Origin of the sequence: Mycobacterium syngnathidarum, assembly GCF_001942625.1 — a bacterium.
Taxonomy (GTDB): domain Bacteria; phylum Actinomycetota; class Actinomycetes; order Mycobacteriales; family Mycobacteriaceae; genus Mycobacterium; species Mycobacterium syngnathidarum.
In genome coordinates this window covers 60,325-75,221 of record NZ_MLCL01000077.1, presented here as the reverse complement: position 1 = coordinate 75,221, position 14,897 = coordinate 60,325, and the positions used below count along the sequence as shown (strand labels likewise).

The following is a 14,897-nucleotide window of genomic DNA, read 5'->3' as shown; positions in this document are numbered from 1 at the left end:
TCGCGCTTGGCGGCTTCGCGGCCTCACTATGCTTGCGACATGGCGTCCGTCTTCACGAAGATCATCAACGGAGAATTGCCCGGGCGATTCGTCTATGAGGACGATGACATCGTCGCGTTCCTCACCATCGCGCCGATGACGCAGGGCCACACCCTCGTGGTGCCCCGGGCCGAGATCGACAACTGGCAGGACGTCGAACCCGCCGTCTTCGGCCGGGTGATGGAGGTGTCACAGCTGATCGGCAAGGCTGTGTGCCGGGCCTTCGGTGCACAGCGGGCCGGCGTGATCATCGCCGGCCTTGAGGTGCCGCACCTGCACGTGCACGTGTTCCCGGCCTACAACCTGACCGACTTCGGCTTCGCGCACGTCGACAACAATCCGTCGGCCGAGTCCCTCGACGAGGCACAGACCAAGATCAAGGCCGCGCTGGCAGATCTGCAATCCTAGGCAAGCTGACGGTGAACCGGCAGCCCTGACCGGGCGCGGTGGTGACCGTGACCGTGCCGCCGTGAGCCAGCACCAACGAATGCACGATCGACAGGCCCAACCCGGTGCCGCCACTGGCCCGGGTGCGTGAGCTGTCGGCGCGGTAGAACCGCTCGAACACCCGCCGCGCATCGTCCTGGCTCATGCCCGGACCTTCGTCGCACACCTCGATGATGGCGTGGTCGTCGTCGGTGCCGACCCGCACCGTGATCCCGGCGGTGTCCGGGGTGTGCTGCACCGCGTTGGCCACCAGGTTGCTCAGCACCTGACGCAGGCGGGCTTCGTCGCCGAGCACCTCGGGGGTGCCGGGACCGTCGAACACCTCCATGCGTACCCGGCGGCCCGGTGCGATCGACTGCGTATCGTGCACGGCGTCGGTCGCCAGGGTCAGCAGGTCGACGCGATGCTGATCCAGCGGCCGCTGCGCATCCAGACGGGCCAGCAGCAGCAGATCCTCGACCAGCAGGCCCATCCGCCGGGACTCACTCTCGATGCGCCCCATCAGCATCTCGACGTCGCGGGCAGCGCCCTGGCGGTAGAGCTCGGCGAATCCGCGGATCGTGGTGAGCGGGGTACGCAGTTCATGGCTGGCGTCGGTGATGAAGCGGCGCATCCGTTCCTCGGACGTACGCGCCTGCTCGGCCGAGGCCTCCGAGGAGGCCACCGCCCGCTGGATCTGTGCGAGCATGCCGTTCAGCGCGGACGACAACCGGCCCACCTCGGTACGCGGATCCCGTTCGGGGACACGGCGATCCAACTGGCCGGCCGCGATCGCCGCGGCCGTACGTTCCACTTCGACGAGCGGACGCAGGCTGCGGTGTACGACGGCGTAGCCGACGATACCGAGCACCAGCAGCACGACCGTGCCGATGCCGACCTGCGACCAGATCAACGCCCGCACCGACGACTGGACGTCGGACAGGTCGATCGCGACCGTGGTGCGCTCACCGTTCGGGCCCCGGACCGTCATGGCCCGCCACTGCACATCGGAGGCCCCGACAGACTCGACGGTCACGGGGACCGGGCCGACATCGTTGTCGTCAGGCAACTCCGGTTCGGCCTCGCGGTCGTTGATCGCGATCCAGGTTCGGCCGTCCTGATCGACGCCGCGGACGTAAAAGTTCGATGGCGGACGCGCCGGATTCGGACCTACCAGCGGCGTCGAGGGCAGTTGGCGCGGCTCCTGTGCCCAGCTGCCCGCGGCATCGAGCAGCGTCTGATCGATGCGGTTGACCTCGGTGTGCCGCATGATCGAAGTGACCGCGACGCCGGAGGCCAGCAGACCGCATGCCACCAAGACCAGTGCGACGGCCACCAGGCCGACGCGCAACGGCACCCCGCGCCGTTCTACCCGGTCCAACACCGGTAAAAGTATGCCGCTGACTGGCCGGCCGTCAGCGCGGCTCACGCAAAACGTAACCGACCCCGCGCAGGGTGTGCAGCAGGCGCTTGTCTCCGGTGTCGATCTTGCGGCGCAGGTAGGACACGTACGACTCGACGACGTTGACGTCGCCACCGAAGTCGTAGCGCCACACGTGGTCGAGAATCTTCGGCTTGGACAGCACCGTGCCCGCGTTGATGATGAAGTACCGCAGCAGGGTGAACTCCGTAGGCGAGAGCGAGACGGGCTCGCCCGCCTTCCACACCTCGTGCGTGTCCTCGTCGAGTTCGATGTCGGCGAACGACAGCTTGGCGCTGCGCGGTTCCTCCACTCCCCGGCCGGACCGGCGCAAGATCACCCGCAGCCGGGCCACCACCTCTTCGAGGCTGAACGGCTTGGTCACGTAGTCATCTCCGCCGAGGGTGAGCCCGGCGATCTTGTCCTGCAGGCTGTCGCGCGCGGTGAGGAACAAGGCCGGCGCGTCGATGCCGTCCGCGCGCAGCCGGCGCAGCAACCCGAAACCGTCCATGCCGGGCATCATCACGTCGAGAATCACCGCATCGGGGCGGACTTCCCTGGCCTTGTCGAGGGCCGCAGCACCGTTGGACGCGGTGTGCACCTCGAAACCCTGGAACTTCAAGCTGACGGACAGCAGCTCGACGATGTTGGCCTCGTCGTCGACGACGAGGATTCGGGCTTCGGGGACGCTCTCAGGAACTGCAGGCATGGCCATTCTCTGATGTTGATCGTGCCTCTTGAACTCAACCTGCATGCACGCTGTGCACTTCCTGTGAGTTTAGCTGTGACGCGGGTAACTACACTGACGCCCATGAACCTCGGCAAGACGCTGGTCCAGGTTGCTACCGCGCCCGTGCGCATCGGGTTGGCCGTGGCCGACGCCGGACTCGGCATCGCCAACGAGACGCTCAACGCCGTGCAACGCGGAATCACCGATGCGAACCCGCTCACCAGCAGGTCATCGATGGCCTCGCTGTTCGGGATCGATGATGCGGTCGAGCGCGCGAACCGGCTCGCGCGGTTGTTGGACGACGACGCCCCGCTGGGTCGGGCACTGGCGCCCGACGGCCCGATCAACCGTTTGCTGCGACCAGGCGGGCTGGTCGATCAGCTAACGGCTGAGGGCGGCATGCTGGACCGGCTGACCGCGGACAACGGCGCGGTGGCCCGGGCGGTGGCCCCCGGTGGGCTGGTGGACCAGGTCACCATGGAGGGCGGGCTGCTGGACCGGCTCACCACCGATGACGGCGCGCTCTCACGGGTGGTCGCGCCAGGCGGGCTGGCCGATCAGCTGCTGGCAAACGACGGCCTCATCGAGCGGGTGCTGCGTGAGGACGGCGTGGCCGACCGGCTGCTCGCCGAGGGCGGCCTGCTGGATACCCTGACCGACCCCGATGGCCCGCTGCTCAAACTCGCCGACGTGGCCGACACGCTGAACCGGCTGGCGCCCGGACTGGAGGCGCTGGCCCCCACCATCGATGCACTGCACGATGCGGTCATCACACTGAGCCAGGTGGTCAACCCGCTCAGCAGCATCGCCGACCGCATCCCGCTGCCCCGTCGCTCGTCCCGGCGGGGCTCCCCGCGGCCGGTCAGTTCCCAGCGAGTTATCGACGCCGACGAGTGACCCGTTAAGCTAGGGCGCGTTCCACCCGCCTCCTTAGCTCAGTGGTAGAGCAACATACTTGTAATATGTAGGTCATCGGTTCAATCCCGATAGGGGGCTCCACACGCATCGATTGTTGTCGGTGCATGTTAGTAACTTCCTCACATGAGGCTCTGTCGCAACTGTGGTTCACCACTGACGAAGCGCAGTCAGAAGGTCTACTGCGGTAATGCATGTCAGGCGGCAGCCCGACGCGACGCAAGCACCAAACGCTGGCTCGAATCCGGCGAAGCATGGGTGGACAGCCGCCAGAATCACTACATCCGGGAATACATCGCCGTTGCCCAGTCCGGCTGTTGCGCCATCTGCAGCGCGACCAGTGTGTGGCAGGACCTTCCGCTCACGTTCGTCATGGACCACATCGACGGGAACCCGACGAACAATCGCCGGGAGAACCTGAGGTTGGTCTGTCCGAACTGCGACTCTCAACTGCCGACGTACAAGAGCCGCAACCGAGGCAATGGCCGCTACTTCCGCCGACAGCGCTATGCCAACGGCCAGTCGTTCTAGATGATCACGTCTCGTCGGCGATGTTCTCGTGGCTCTCGTGCAGCGCTGGACCGTCGGGATCCTCACCCCGACGGTCGAATTCGTCCTGCAGTTCCGCTTGCCCCTCGGTGACTTTGCGCGCGTCTTTCGGTATCGGCCGGCCGCCGTCGCTTTGATCCATAGTCAATGGAGTCACCCACATGGGCGAAGCTCAAACGCCTACACCCGGGTGGTGAGCTTCTTCAGGGTCTGGTATTCGCTTTGCTTGTATGGCCGCCCGTCGGGCTGCAGCAGGTCGCTGAACCACACGTTCGGCACCTTGGTGTAGGGCTTGTCCCAGGAATCCCACGGGAAATACGTCTGGGTCTTGCCGGCCACCAATCCCCAGCTGTAGGCACCGACGTTGTGCCGCTTGGCAACCGGCAGCACGCCTTCGAGCGTGCTGCCCTGGTCGCGCGCCAGGTATTCGGTGCACAGGATCGGCCGGCCCAACGGTGCGAGCTCGGCGATGCGGGCTTCGAATTCGGCGGGCCCGGCGTAGGAGTGAAAGGAGATGACGTCGGAGTTGTCGAGTTGGAAATTGTCCATCTCGCTTCGGTTTCCACGATCCCAGCTGCCCTGCCACACGCCACTGGTCAACGGTTGCGCGGCATTGACGGAGCGTGCCCACGCGAACACCTGCGGCAGCAGGCCTCCGACCGCGTCGATCTTGTCCTTGCGTTCGACCTTGCGGTACTGCTTGGCAGGGTTGTCCGGTTCGTTCCACAGGTCCCAGCCCAGCACCCGATCGTCGTTGCGGAACTGGCTCATCACCCCGACCACATAGTCGCGCAGCACCGGGCGGTAACGCGGATCGTCGATGCGTTGCGCACCCGGGCTCTGCACCCAGCCGGAGTTGTGCACGCCGGGCGTCGGCGCTCGTTGCGCCCCGAGCTGCGGGTTCGGATCCCAGCACGAATCGAAGAAGACAAACAGCGGCTTGATTCCTTGACGCGCTGCGATCCCGACGAAATTGGCCAGCCTGCTTTGGAATCCGGCACGGTCCTGCGCCCACAACAGGTCATGCAGGAAGACCCGGACCGTGTTGAATCCGAGCAGTCGACACGCCTGCAATTCGCTGTTGATGCGGCGCGCATCGTAGGTACCTGCAGAGAACATCTCGATCTGGTTGATCGCGTTCGAGGTGATGAAGTTGGTGCCGACGAGCCAGCCCTGCGCCTGATACCACGCATTGGCGCGCTCTACCGGCCATTGGCCTGGCGCCGCGGTCGCGCGTGGGATCACCGGAAGAGGGGCCAGTGCTTGGGGGAGGGCCGCTGCTGCTGCCAGTACCAGCGGGATCTTCAGGGCCGTTCGACGGTGCACTCAGCGAACATAGTGGCGTCGGGCAAAACTCCTGGGCTCACGTATCACATTGCAACCATTGAGGTTTCATATCGTTATCTACGTGGCCGGTCAGAGCCGGCCCACGGTGAAGTCAGCGGCCTGGCCCGGCATCCCGTTGAAGACGTACGCGGTGTGGGCGAAGTTGGGTACACCGGCCGGTGTTCCGTCACAGATGGTGTCACCGGGCTCGCACAACTCGATGGTTTTGTCCTTGTACCGCGGGCCGATCACCATCTGCGGGGCGCCGATATCGCGCATGAACTCGTCGGACGGCGCACCGAGCAGTACCACCGATGCCACGTGGTCGGCAACCGCGGCCGGCATGGGCTCGGGGATGTATTGCTTGTATTCCGGCGGGATGCCATCCGGCACGGTGGCCGCGGTGGTGTAGCCGGCTACGACGGCGCCCTGGGAGTAGCCGCCCAGGACCACCTTCGTCTTCGGGCAGTCCCTGGCCGTCGCCTTGATGTGGTCGGATGCGTCGCGGATGCCGTCGACCACCGTTCTGGCGAACTCGATCCGGTCCCCGAAGTTCCCACTGGCCTGGTAGTTCACCGGGTACACCTCGACGGAACGCTCCCCGACGCGGGCACGCAGCGCATCGACGAAGGACTGTCCCGGTCCGCCGACACCCGGCGGCTCGTAGGTTCCTCGGGCGAAGACCACCTCGACGTCTGGACACGGTGGTTGCGCCGACGCGTTGGGCATCGGTGCGATTGGTAGGGCGCAGGCGGCAATCAGCATCGCACCCTGGAACAGCTTGAGGACGTTCATTTCGACTCCACGCCTACCGGATCGTGACGAACGTTACGGTTCCCCATGCTGACACATTCCAAACGCGGACAAAAGCCTCAAGTACCCAGGGGAAACTTATCCGAGCGGGACGTCCAGGTAGGGGCGCGGATCGGCGGCACCCGGCCCGTCGAAATGCCACCACTCCCCTGAATACACGGTCAATCCGCCGGCGCCCATCGCCTCACGCAGCCGGGTCCGGTTGGCTCGGGCGGCAGGGGTGATCCCGTCGGTCGCATAAGCCCGGCTGCGTTCGGTGAAGTCGTCGAAACCGGTGCCCATGTCGGCCCCGGCGATCGTCACGTCCACCGATCGGCCGGCCTCGTGGCTGCGGGCGTACGGTCCCGGCCGCGCCACCCAGTTGGGATTCGACACCACTTCGAACATCCGCACCTGAACCTCATGCGGCCGATAACAGTCCCAGAAGACGAGCTTGTCCGGCCGCAGCACGGCCGCTGCGGTGGCCAACCCGGCGGCCAGGGATTCGTGCACCAGGCAGGGTGCCCCGGCCGGATAGAGCCGCCGGCCGACGAAATTGTCGGGAGTCGCGTACCGCAGGTCGACCACTGCATCCGGCACCACGGTGCGCACGTCGACCAGTCCGGCCTCGGCAGCGGGCCTGGCGAACGTCGGCGGCGCCGAGGCCACCGCAGCGACGATGGCGATAGTCGTCAGTACCGTGCCGGTCAGTAACCGCAATCCTGCGGAAATGACACTCTCTTCTTCAGGCATATTGCTTTCCGATGTACGATAACCACACTCTTGATTCGGCGTCGGAGCCTCCGGCGGCCGCTAGGTTATGCGCATAAGTACTGCGCATACGTGAACCGACGGATTGGAGCGATCCTATGGCGTCAGCCGTACCGGAGACCGTCGCAACCCGCTATGCCGGCCGACGGGTCGAACGGGTCGAGGACACCCGACTACTCACCGGACGCGGCACCTATGTCGACGACGTCACGCGGCCCGGCATGCTGCATGCCTGCTTCGTCCGCAGCCCGTACGCGCATGCCAAATTCACCCGCATCGACGCAGCCGCCGCCCTGGCGCTGCCCGGGGTGCATTGCGTGCTCACCGCCGCCGACCTCAACCCGGAGGTCAAGGAGGCCTGGCATGCCGTCGCGGGCAAGGACGTCCCCGACACCCCGCGCCCGCCCCTGGCCGAGGGCGAGGTCAAATTCGTGGGAGATCCCGTGGCGCTGGTCATCGCCGAGAGCCGCTACCTCGCCGAGGATGCCGTCGACCTGGTCGACGTCGACTACGAACCGCTTCCGGCGATCGCCGACTTCCGGCAGGCATTGGCCTCGGAAGTGTCCGTCCACGAGGCCTTTCCGGACAACAATGCCGGCGGGATGGCCGGCATGCCTCCCGACGAGGAGGTCTTCAGTTCAGCCGCGCACGTGGTGAACGAGCACATCTACCAGCAGATGCACGTGCCGGTGCCGATCGAGTGCCGGGGAATGGTCACCGAATGGTCGGCGACCTCAGGCGAGCTGACCATCTGGGCCTCCACCCAGACTCCGCACGAACTGCGCGCTTTCGCGGCCCGCCTGCTCGGCATCCCGGCCCAGCATGTGCGAGTCATCATGCGCGACACCGGCGGCGGATTCGGCCAGAAGGTGGTCCCGATGCGCGAGGACATGTGCATCATGCTGGCCGCCCGCAAAGTTTCCAGTGCGACCTCGCACGCGCGATCAGGCACAGCGCTCAAGTGGATCGAGGACCGCCGGGAAAACCTGATGTCGGCCGGGCAGTCCCGTCACGTCGACGGCGACGTACGCATGGCCTTCGACGAGGACGGCACCATACTGGCCGCCGACATCGACTTCATCCAAGACGTCGGCTCCTACCCGACCCCTTATCCCGTGCTGACCACCGCGGCCATCGGCATGTTCTTCCCCGGCCCGTACCGGGTGCCCAAGGCCAGCTTCAACTACAAGACCGTGTTCTCCAACACCGCCGGCCTGCACGCCTACCGCGGCCCGTGGCAGTACGAAACCCTCACCCGCGAAATACTTCTCGACATCGCAGCCCGCAAGATGGGTGTGGACCCCGTCGAGTTGCGGCGCAAGAACCTGCTCCGCCGCGACGAGATGCCGTACTTCAACCCCAACGGCATGCCGTATGACCACGTCGCCCCGATCGAGACGTTCGAGCAGGCCGTCAAGATCCTCGACCACGAAGGCTTCCGCAAGGAGCAGGCCGAGGCGCTGGCCCAGGGCCGTTACCTCGGACTCGGCTTCTCGGCCTACATCGAACCCACCGGTGCAGCCACCGGCCACCTGGCCAGCGAGGGCTGCACGATCCGGATGGAACCGACCGGCAAGATCAACGTCTACGTCAACGGCGGTTCCACCGGAAACAGCTTGGAAACCACCGTTATTCAGCTCACCGCCGACGCCCTGGGTGCCGACATCGACGATGTCGCCACCATTCAGGGCGATACCGCGGTGACGCCGTACGGCGCAGGAACCCAGGGCAGCCGCAGCGCCCCGATGACCGCGGGTGCGGTCAACGAGGCCGGAACCATCCTGCGCAAACAGCTCGTCGCGATGGCCGCGGCCCGGCTCGAGGTCGAGGAGTCCGAGATCGAACTCGGCGGGTCCAAGGCGACGGCGCGCCACGATCCCGAAAAGAGCGTCAGCTTCGCCGATCTGGCCTACCGCGCCCACTACGAGCCGCAGATGCTTCCGCCCGGCACCTCAGCTTCCCTGGAAGCCACCGCCCGGTACACCGCACCGCCCACCGCCCCGATCCACTGGGCCAACGCCACCCACGCCTGCACGTGCGAGGTCGACGTGATCACCGGGCACGTCACCCTCACGCGCTACATCGTCAGCGAGGATGTTGGTCCGATGATCAACCCCAACGTGGTCGAAGGCCAGATCGCCGGCGGCACCGTGCAGGGCATCGGCGGCGCGCTGCTGGAGAAGCTGTCCTATGACGACGCCGGAAACCCGTTGTCCTCGACATTTGTCGACTACCTGCTGCCCACCACCACCGAAGTCCCGACGATCGAGTACGGCCATGTCGAGATCCCGGGACCCGGCGTCGGTGGCTACAAGGGTGCGGGTGAGGGTGGGGCCATCGGCTCGACACCCGCGGTGATAAACGCCGTCAACGATGCACTGGCCCCGCTCGGCGTCACCCTGACCACCCTGCCCGCCACTCCGGCAGCCATCGTCGAAGCCATCGAGCTGGCGCAGGAACACCACTCGTAGAAACCTCTAGGAAGGGACCACCAATCGTGGAGCTCAACAACGAATTCCGGGTCGCGGTGCCGGCGGCGAAAACCTGGGAGGTGCTCACCGACGTCGAGCGCGTCGCACCCTGCCTGCCCGGCGCCACCCTGCTGAGCGTCGACGGTGACGACTTCACGGGTGCCGTCAAGGTGAAGGTCGGCCCGATCACGGTGTCCTACAAGGGCGATGCGACATTCCAGGAGAAGGACGCGGCAGCACAGCGGGTGGTCCTCAAAGCCAACGGCAAGGAGACCCGCGGCAGCGGCACCGCCTCGGCGGTCGTGACCGCACAGCTCAAGGACGAAGGCGCCGATTCCACACTGGTCGTGGTCACCACCGATCTCGCCATTTCCGGCAAGGCAGCCCAGTTCGGCCGGGGCGTGCTGGCAGACGTGGCCGGCAGCCTGATCGACCAGTTCGCCCGCAGCCTGGAGGCCGAGCTGGTCGGCGAGACGACGCAGGCCCAAACCGGCTCGGCCGCAACGGCCGCCGAACAGCCGGCCCAGGAGGCCGCCCCGATCAACGCACTCGCGCTGGCCAAAGTGATGGCCGTGCCGATGGCCAAGCGCTTCGCCCCGGCGATCGGCGCGGCCGCGGCCGCAGGCGTGCTCGGCTTCTTGATCGGCCGGACCGGACGCAACAAGCGAAAGTCCAGTGGGCTGAGCACCGAGGACCTGCAGGCCGCACTGCTGCGGTTGGTGTCATGAAACCCGCCCCCTTCGCCTATCACCGGCCCACCTCGGTCGCCGAGGCAGTCGGCATGCTGAGCGAGTACGGCGAGGACGCCAAGGTCCTGGCGGGCGGTCAGAGCCTGGTGCCGATGCTGTCGATGCGCCTGACCCACTTCGACAACCTGATCGACATCTCACGACTCTCCGAACTGGACGACATCGCGCTGCAGGACAATGAGGTTCGGATCGGTGCGGCCACCCCGCACGCCATGGTGGGACTGGACGACGAGATCGCCGATTCGGTGCCGCTGCTGACCCTGGCCACACCGCACATCGGGCACTTCCAGATCCGCAGCCGCGGCACGCTGGGCGGGGCGATCGCGCATGCCGACCCGGCGGCAGAGTACGCGGCTGTCGCCCTGGCACTCGACGCCACGATCGAGGCGACCTCATCCCGCGGCACCCGGGCCATCCCGGCCGCCGAGTTCTTCACCGGCCTGTGGGAGACCGCGCTGGCCTCAGACGAGATCCTCACCGCGGTGCGCTTCCCGGTGGCATCGGGCCGCAGCGGTTTCGGGATCGCCGAATTCGCACGGCGACACGGCGATTTCGCGATCGCCGGGGCCGTCGTCGGAATCGAACTCGACGAGGACGACCGGATCACCCGCTGCGGCATCGGACTGCTCGGGCTCGGCTCCACCCCACTGCGGGCCACCGCGGCCGAAGCGGCGGTGATCGGCACCCCGATCGGCGGCCTCACCGCCGACGAGATCGGCCGGTTGGCGATGCCCGAACTCAGCGACATTCCCGCCGACCTGCAAGGCTCGGCGTCATACCGGGCCCGGGTGGGGGCCGCCATGGTATCCCGCGCCTGGACCCAGGCAACCACGCACGCCGAGGAGGCCCTCAATGCATGAACTGCCAGTTGCGGTTTCGGTCAACGGGCGGGACTACCAGGGGGTGGTCGAACCCCGCGTCACGCTGGCCGACTTCCTGCGGGACACCTGCGGTCTCACGGGCACCCACCTCGGCTGCGAGCACGGCGCCTGCGGCGCCTGCACGGTTCTGCTGGACGGGCAGGCCGTCCGGTCCTGCCTGCTGTTCGCGGTTCAGGTGGACGGACAGGAAGTGACCACGGTCGAGGGCATCGCCGGACCGGACGGCGAGCTGTCCCCTGTGCAGACCGCACTCAAGGAGTGCCACGGGCTGCAATGTGGCTTCTGCACACCGGGATTCGTCACCTCGATCACCGCGATGCTGCGCGACAACCCGAATCCCACCGATGGCGAGATCCGCGAGGGGTTGTCGGGAAACTTCTGCCGCTGCACCGGGTATCAGGGCATCGTGACCGCCGTGCACCGGGTTTGCGAACACGCGGAAGGCAACGCGGAGCTCGACTCGGCCGGCCAACAGTAGGCCAACTCATGGCGACACCGACGGCATGAAAGCCGGGGCCTTCGGTGTAGGCCCCGGCCACGCGCCACCGAGTCAGTCGGGGACGACGCCGCGCAGGCCGTCGGCGCCGTACAACGGTTCGAGCATTCCCGAGATATCCGGCCCGCGGCGCAGCGCGTGTCCGCCGTCCACCCCGATGGCCTGGCCTGTGATCCAGCCCGCGGCATCGCTGAGCAGGAACACCGCCAGGTTGGCGATGTCCTCGACCTCGCCGAACCGCGGCATGGGCGTGCAAGCTTCGTAGTCGTCGCGGGCCGCGGGGAGCTCGAAGACCGGGCCGACCATCTCGGTGCGGGTCAATCCCGGACGAATGCTGTTGAACCGCACGGAGGACGGCCCGAGCTCGTCGGCGGCCAGCTTGAGCAGGTGGTCGAGCGCGGCCTTGCTCACCCCGTACGCACCGAACCAGCGATGGGTGTTGCTCGAGGCGATCGACGAGATGCCGACGAACGAGCCACCGCCGCCCCGAACCATCTCCCGGCCCGCGTGCTTGATCAGGTACATCGTGCCGTTGACGTTCAGATCGACGGTCTGGCGCCACAGTTCGGAATCGATCTGGGTGATCGGACCGATGGTCAGCGACCCGCCTGCGCTGTGCACGACACCGTGCAACTGGCCGTTCCATGCGGTGGCCGCGTCGACCGCCCGGCGAACCTCGTCTTCGTTGGTGACGTCGGCAGGCTCATAGCGGACCGATCCGGGCCCCTGGGCATTCAGCTCGTCAGTGGCGGCGCTGAGCTTGTCGGCATTGCGCCCGATCAGCAGGGCGTTGCCGCCGGCGGCGACGATGGCGGCCGCGGAAGCCTTGCCGATGCCGCTGCCGCCGCCGGTGACCAGATAGGTTCGACCCTCTAACGAAATCTGCATGGTCATGGTGTATCACGCCGGGCGGGCTTGGGAGCCCCCAATGTCCGCCAGTCGGGAACATCTGGCGGCATACCCACCGGCCAGCGATTCTCGTTGGCCGACGCCCAGTGCGCGTGCCCGAGTTCGTGAATGTGGAAGGCATGCCGAAGCGCTTCGGTGAAGCCCATCGCATCACTGGCTGCGTTGACGGAATCCTTGACCAGCAACGCCGCCATTGTCGGCCGGTCGGCGATGCGCCGCGCGAATTCCAGTGTCTTGTCTTCGAGTTCGTCGCGCGCGAAGACCTTGGACACCATCCCCAGCCGGTACGCCTCATCGGCGTCGATCGAATCACCGGTCAGCAGTAGCTCTTTGGCCTTGCGGGCACCGAATTCCCATGGGTGGGCGTAATACTCGACTCCCGGCATTCCCATCCGCACCCCGACGACGTCGCTGAACTTGGCGTCGTCGGCGGCCACGATCAGGTCACAGGCCCAGATCAGCATCAAGGCCGCGGAGATCGCGTTGCCCTGTACCTGGGCAATGGTGATCTTGCGCAGATCGCGCCAGCGCCGGGTGTTCTCGAAGTAGAAGTGCCACTCCTGCAAATAGGTTCGTTCGGCGACACCGGCGGCGGTGGCACCGTGCGAGCGGAAGGTCGGGTGTTGAGTCGGCCCTGGCTGGCGCTCGGCAAGCGCCTCTTCGGAGCCGAGGTCATGTCCGGCCGAGAAGTTCTTCCCACGTGCAGCCAGGATCACCACACGGACGGCATCATCGGCCTCGGCGCGCCCGAACGCTTCGTCGAGCTGCACCAGCAGGGTCCGGGACTGGGCGTTTTGCGCATCCGGACGGTTCAGCCAGATCCGGGCGATGCGTCCGTCGTCGAGCGTCTCGTATTCGACCTGGCGGGCTGTGTCGTCGGGACTGACCATTTCGGACCACCTCTTAGGCACGGTAAGTAAGTTACGGATTGCACATTACGTGTATCGCGTAATCGCGCTCACACCGGGATCACAGCAACCATGCAGAGGACTCACAGCAGCGCCGGAGCACCGCAGTCCCCAAGCCCGGGGTAGAGCCATTTCTCCACGTAGAGCGTAGACTTTCGGCGTGTGCCGATATGGCTTCCGGACCGTCATCAAGCCACTGCCGCCAGTTATTCAGCAAACCACACCGGCCCTATAGAGAAAGCCTGGCAATGGCCATCACCCCACTGCTCGCCCGCCGCTTCGCCGTCGCGGCAGGCCTCGCCGCTGCCATCGCTTCAGCCCCGGCAGCGGCCGTGCTGATCGCACCGATCCCCCCTGCTCAAGCGGAGGCGTCGTGCCCCAACGGGGAAACCGCGGACACCTACACCGGGGTGTGCGTCCCGTACCTGGTGCCCAACTCCCCGGAGTTCAGCTCCGCCCCGAACCAACTGCCGCAGATCGACGGCATCCCCTGCACCGGCGGCAATTCCGGTCAGTGCATCGGCCTGGCCGAAGAGCAACAGACCCAGGGGCCGCAACCGGTGCCGCAGTCGACGGTCGGCAGCAGCCCGACCGCGACCGGCCACATCGGCTGACACAGCGCTACGGCAGAGACCGCACAGTAAACCTCCAGCAGCCCTAGACTGCTGGTGTGAAATCCGTCGTCGCGCCCGTCGCGCTGGCTGTAGCCGGTGCCGGTTGCGCACTGTCCTTGTGGCTGGGGACGCCGGTCGCCCAGGCAACGTGCACAACCGGTGAGGAAGAGGACATCTACACGACCACCTGCACGCCTTTCCTGGTGCCGAATTCGCCGTCGCCGTTCAGCGGCATCCCGGGCAATCCGGATTTGCCTGCGGTGAATCTGCCCGGCGGAGGCGGAGCCATCCCGTGCACCGGCCACAACGCCGGCGAATGTATCGGCCTGGCCGAGGAGGACGAGGCCGAAGGTCCACGACCCATTCCGCGTTCAACGATCAGCGCCAGCCCCTAGCGCCTCGGGACGGTTTCCCAGCCAACTCGTAGATCGGATGCAGATATCCCACAGCGTCCATAGAATCCCACCAACAGACAATCGAATACCTAGAGAAAGCGTGACGATGGCGACCTTCCCGATCTCGATGCGACGACTGATCTTTGCCGGCGGCTTTGCACTCGCTGCGGCCGCCGCGCCGGCGATCGTCGCGTTCTCCGCCCCAGTGCCCTCCGGCCCGGTGCTGGCCTGCCCGACCGGCGAAGAAGAAGACCTCTACACCGGCAACTGTGTTCCGCACACCGTGCCGAATTCCCCGGGCGGCTTCAGCAGCATCCCGGGCAACCCGAACCTGCCCGCTGTGAACGAGCCCGGCGGCGGCGGTTCCATCCCTTGCACCGGTGCCAACTCCGGGGAGTGCATCGGCCTGGCCGAGGAACAGCAGTCCCAGGGGCCGCAGCCGGTCCCGGAGTCCACCGTCGGCAGCAGCCCGACAGTGCACGGTTCCATCGGCTGATGGCGTGAGG

Annotated in this window: 18 protein-coding genes and 1 tRNA gene; 11 read left to right on the top strand and 8 right to left on the bottom strand. The window is 66.5% G+C overall.

Features of this window, described 5'->3' with window-relative positions:
* Positions 1 to 39 precede the first annotated feature (39 nt).
* Positions 40 to 447 (top strand): HIT family protein, encoded by a 408-nt coding sequence (locus BKG60_RS21405; protein ID WP_070185270.1) that lies wholly within the window; start codon positions 40 to 42, stop codon positions 445 to 447.
* Here BKG60_RS21405 and BKG60_RS21400 read toward each other — a convergent pair.
* Both BKG60_RS21400 and BKG60_RS21395 read right to left on the bottom strand, forming a co-directional pair.
* The gene (locus BKG60_RS21400; RefSeq protein WP_083283953.1) at positions 416 to 1,849 is read right to left on the bottom strand and encodes a sensor histidine kinase; all 1,434 of its coding nucleotides are present in this window, start codon (positions 1,847 to 1,849) and stop codon (positions 416 to 418) included. The genes BKG60_RS21405 and BKG60_RS21400 overlap by 32 nt on opposite strands.
* Positions 1,850 to 1,880: 31 nt before the next feature.
* Positions 1,881 to 2,600, bottom strand: coding sequence for a response regulator transcription factor (locus tag BKG60_RS21395; protein WP_003879841.1), 720 nt, complete (start codon positions 2,598 to 2,600; stop codon positions 1,881 to 1,883).
* 96 nt (positions 2,601 to 2,696) lie between these two features.
* Here BKG60_RS21395 and BKG60_RS21390 point away from each other — a divergent pair, with 96 nt between their 5' ends.
* The 3 genes from BKG60_RS21390 to BKG60_RS21380 all read left to right on the top strand — a co-directional run bounded on the left by BKG60_RS21390 (position 2,697) and on the right by BKG60_RS21380 (position 4,061).
* Positions 2,697 to 3,512, top strand: a complete 816-nt coding sequence (locus BKG60_RS21390) for a hypothetical protein (RefSeq protein ID WP_070185271.1) — start codon at positions 2,697 to 2,699, stop codon at positions 3,510 to 3,512.
* Positions 3,513 to 3,539: 27 nt separating this feature from the next.
* A tRNA-Thr gene (locus BKG60_RS21385) sits at positions 3,540 to 3,614 on the top strand.
* A gap of 42 nt (positions 3,615 to 3,656) precedes the next feature.
* Positions 3,657 to 4,061, top strand: a complete 405-nt coding sequence (locus BKG60_RS21380; RefSeq protein ID WP_070185272.1) for an HNH endonuclease — start codon at positions 3,657 to 3,659, stop codon at positions 4,059 to 4,061.
* 4 nt (positions 4,062 to 4,065) lie between these two features.
* Here the strand turns inward: BKG60_RS21380 and BKG60_RS32075 are convergent, their stop codons facing one another.
* The 4 genes from BKG60_RS32075 to BKG60_RS21365 form a co-directional block, all read right to left on the bottom strand.
* Complete coding sequence (locus BKG60_RS32075) at positions 4,066 to 4,227, bottom strand: hypothetical protein (protein WP_159437510.1); 162 nt, start codon at positions 4,225 to 4,227, stop codon at positions 4,066 to 4,068.
* 32 nt (positions 4,228 to 4,259) lie between these two features.
* Positions 4,260 to 5,405, bottom strand: a complete 1,146-nt coding sequence (locus tag BKG60_RS21375; RefSeq protein ID WP_070185273.1) for a glycoside hydrolase 5 family protein — start codon at positions 5,403 to 5,405, stop codon at positions 4,260 to 4,262.
* Positions 5,406 to 5,495: 90 nt separating this feature from the next.
* Positions 5,496 to 6,200 carry a cutinase family protein gene (locus BKG60_RS21370; RefSeq protein WP_070946220.1) on the bottom strand — a complete coding sequence of 235 codons (705 nt, stop codon included), beginning with the start codon at positions 6,198 to 6,200 and terminating at the stop codon, positions 5,496 to 5,498.
* A gap of 96 nt (positions 6,201 to 6,296) precedes the next feature.
* Positions 6,297 to 6,950, bottom strand: a complete 654-nt coding sequence (locus BKG60_RS21365; protein ID WP_070946219.1) for a M15 family metallopeptidase — start codon at positions 6,948 to 6,950, stop codon at positions 6,297 to 6,299.
* 116 nt (positions 6,951 to 7,066) lie between these two features.
* On the opposite strand from BKG60_RS21365, the gene BKG60_RS21360 reads away from it, so the two are divergent.
* From BKG60_RS21360 to BKG60_RS21345, 4 genes are read left to right on the top strand one after another with little or no spacing between them, the layout of a single operon-like run.
* Complete coding sequence (locus tag BKG60_RS21360; protein ID WP_070946218.1) at positions 7,067 to 9,439, top strand: xanthine dehydrogenase family protein molybdopterin-binding subunit; 2,373 nt, start codon at positions 7,067 to 7,069, stop codon at positions 9,437 to 9,439.
* Between the two features lie 26 nt (positions 9,440 to 9,465).
* Complete coding sequence (locus BKG60_RS21355) at positions 9,466 to 10,167, top strand: SRPBCC family protein (RefSeq protein WP_070185277.1); 702 nt, start codon at positions 9,466 to 9,468, stop codon at positions 10,165 to 10,167.
* Entirely contained in the window at positions 10,164 to 11,048 is an 885-nt protein-coding gene (locus tag BKG60_RS21350) for an FAD binding domain-containing protein (protein WP_070946217.1), read from the top strand. Before BKG60_RS21355 ends, BKG60_RS21350 begins: the two co-directional genes overlap by 4 nt.
* The gene (locus BKG60_RS21345; protein ID WP_070946216.1) at positions 11,041 to 11,547 is read left to right on the top strand and encodes a (2Fe-2S)-binding protein; all 507 of its coding nucleotides are present in this window, start codon (positions 11,041 to 11,043) and stop codon (positions 11,545 to 11,547) included. Before BKG60_RS21350 ends, BKG60_RS21345 begins: the two co-directional genes overlap by 8 nt.
* Before the next feature lie 72 nt (positions 11,548 to 11,619).
* On the opposite strand, the gene BKG60_RS21340 is transcribed toward BKG60_RS21345, so the two are convergent.
* Together BKG60_RS21340 and BKG60_RS21335 are read right to left on the bottom strand one after the other, a co-directional pair.
* Positions 11,620 to 12,453, bottom strand: coding sequence for an SDR family oxidoreductase (locus BKG60_RS21340; protein ID WP_070185301.1), 834 nt, complete (start codon positions 12,451 to 12,453; stop codon positions 11,620 to 11,622).
* A gap of 2 nt (positions 12,454 to 12,455) precedes the next feature.
* The gene (locus tag BKG60_RS21335; RefSeq protein WP_070946215.1) at positions 12,456 to 13,364 is read right to left on the bottom strand and encodes an enoyl-CoA hydratase; all 909 of its coding nucleotides are present in this window, start codon (positions 13,362 to 13,364) and stop codon (positions 12,456 to 12,458) included.
* A gap of 266 nt (positions 13,365 to 13,630) precedes the next feature.
* Between BKG60_RS21335 and BKG60_RS21330 the strand changes: the two genes are divergently transcribed.
* The 3 genes from BKG60_RS21330 to BKG60_RS21320 all read left to right on the top strand — a co-directional run bounded on the left by BKG60_RS21330 (position 13,631) and on the right by BKG60_RS21320 (position 14,887).
* Positions 13,631 to 13,996 (top strand): intersectin-EH binding protein Ibp1, encoded by a 366-nt coding sequence (locus tag BKG60_RS21330; RefSeq protein ID WP_070946214.1) that lies wholly within the window; start codon positions 13,631 to 13,633, stop codon positions 13,994 to 13,996.
* A 56-nt stretch (positions 13,997 to 14,052) separates the two neighbouring features.
* Positions 14,053 to 14,391, top strand: a complete 339-nt coding sequence (locus BKG60_RS21325) for a hypothetical protein (RefSeq protein ID WP_070185282.1) — start codon at positions 14,053 to 14,055, stop codon at positions 14,389 to 14,391.
* Between the two features lie 106 nt (positions 14,392 to 14,497).
* Positions 14,498 to 14,887 carry an intersectin-EH binding protein Ibp1 gene (locus tag BKG60_RS21320; RefSeq protein ID WP_070185283.1) on the top strand — a complete coding sequence of 130 codons (390 nt, stop codon included), beginning with the start codon at positions 14,498 to 14,500 and terminating at the stop codon, positions 14,885 to 14,887.
* Positions 14,888 to 14,897 lie beyond the last annotated feature (10 nt).

Excerpts from the sequence above, each read along its gene's own strand:
- BKG60_RS21405 (WP_070185270.1), top strand. The coding sequence starts at position 40 with ATGGCGTCCGTCTTCACGAAGATCATCAACGGAGAATTGCCCGGGCGA.
- BKG60_RS21395 (WP_003879841.1), bottom strand. The coding sequence starts at position 2,600 with ATGGCCATGCCTGCAGTTCCTGAGAGCGTCCCCGAAGCCCGAATCCTC.
- BKG60_RS21390 (WP_070185271.1), top strand. The coding sequence starts at position 2,697 with ATGAACCTCGGCAAGACGCTGGTCCAGGTTGCTACCGCGCCCGTGCGC.
- BKG60_RS21380 (WP_070185272.1), top strand. The coding sequence starts at position 3,657 with ATGAGGCTCTGTCGCAACTGTGGTTCACCACTGACGAAGCGCAGTCAG.
- BKG60_RS21370 (WP_070946220.1), bottom strand. The coding sequence starts at position 6,200 with ATGAACGTCCTCAAGCTGTTCCAGGGTGCGATGCTGATTGCCGCCTGC.
- BKG60_RS21365 (WP_070946219.1), bottom strand. The coding sequence starts at position 6,950 with ATGCCTGAAGAAGAGAGTGTCATTTCCGCAGGATTGCGGTTACTGACC.
- BKG60_RS21360 (WP_070946218.1), top strand. The coding sequence starts at position 7,067 with ATGGCGTCAGCCGTACCGGAGACCGTCGCAACCCGCTATGCCGGCCGA.
- BKG60_RS21350 (WP_070946217.1), top strand. The coding sequence starts at position 10,164 with ATGAAACCCGCCCCCTTCGCCTATCACCGGCCCACCTCGGTCGCCGAG.
- BKG60_RS21345 (WP_070946216.1), top strand. The coding sequence starts at position 11,041 with ATGCATGAACTGCCAGTTGCGGTTTCGGTCAACGGGCGGGACTACCAG.
- BKG60_RS21340 (WP_070185301.1), bottom strand. The coding sequence starts at position 12,453 with ATGCAGATTTCGTTAGAGGGTCGAACCTATCTGGTCACCGGCGGCGGC.
- BKG60_RS21335 (WP_070946215.1), bottom strand. The coding sequence starts at position 13,364 with ATGGTCAGTCCCGACGACACAGCCCGCCAGGTCGAATACGAGACGCTC.
- BKG60_RS21330 (WP_070946214.1), top strand. The coding sequence starts at position 13,631 with ATGGCCATCACCCCACTGCTCGCCCGCCGCTTCGCCGTCGCGGCAGGC.
- BKG60_RS21320 (WP_070185283.1), top strand. The coding sequence starts at position 14,498 with ATGGCGACCTTCCCGATCTCGATGCGACGACTGATCTTTGCCGGCGGC.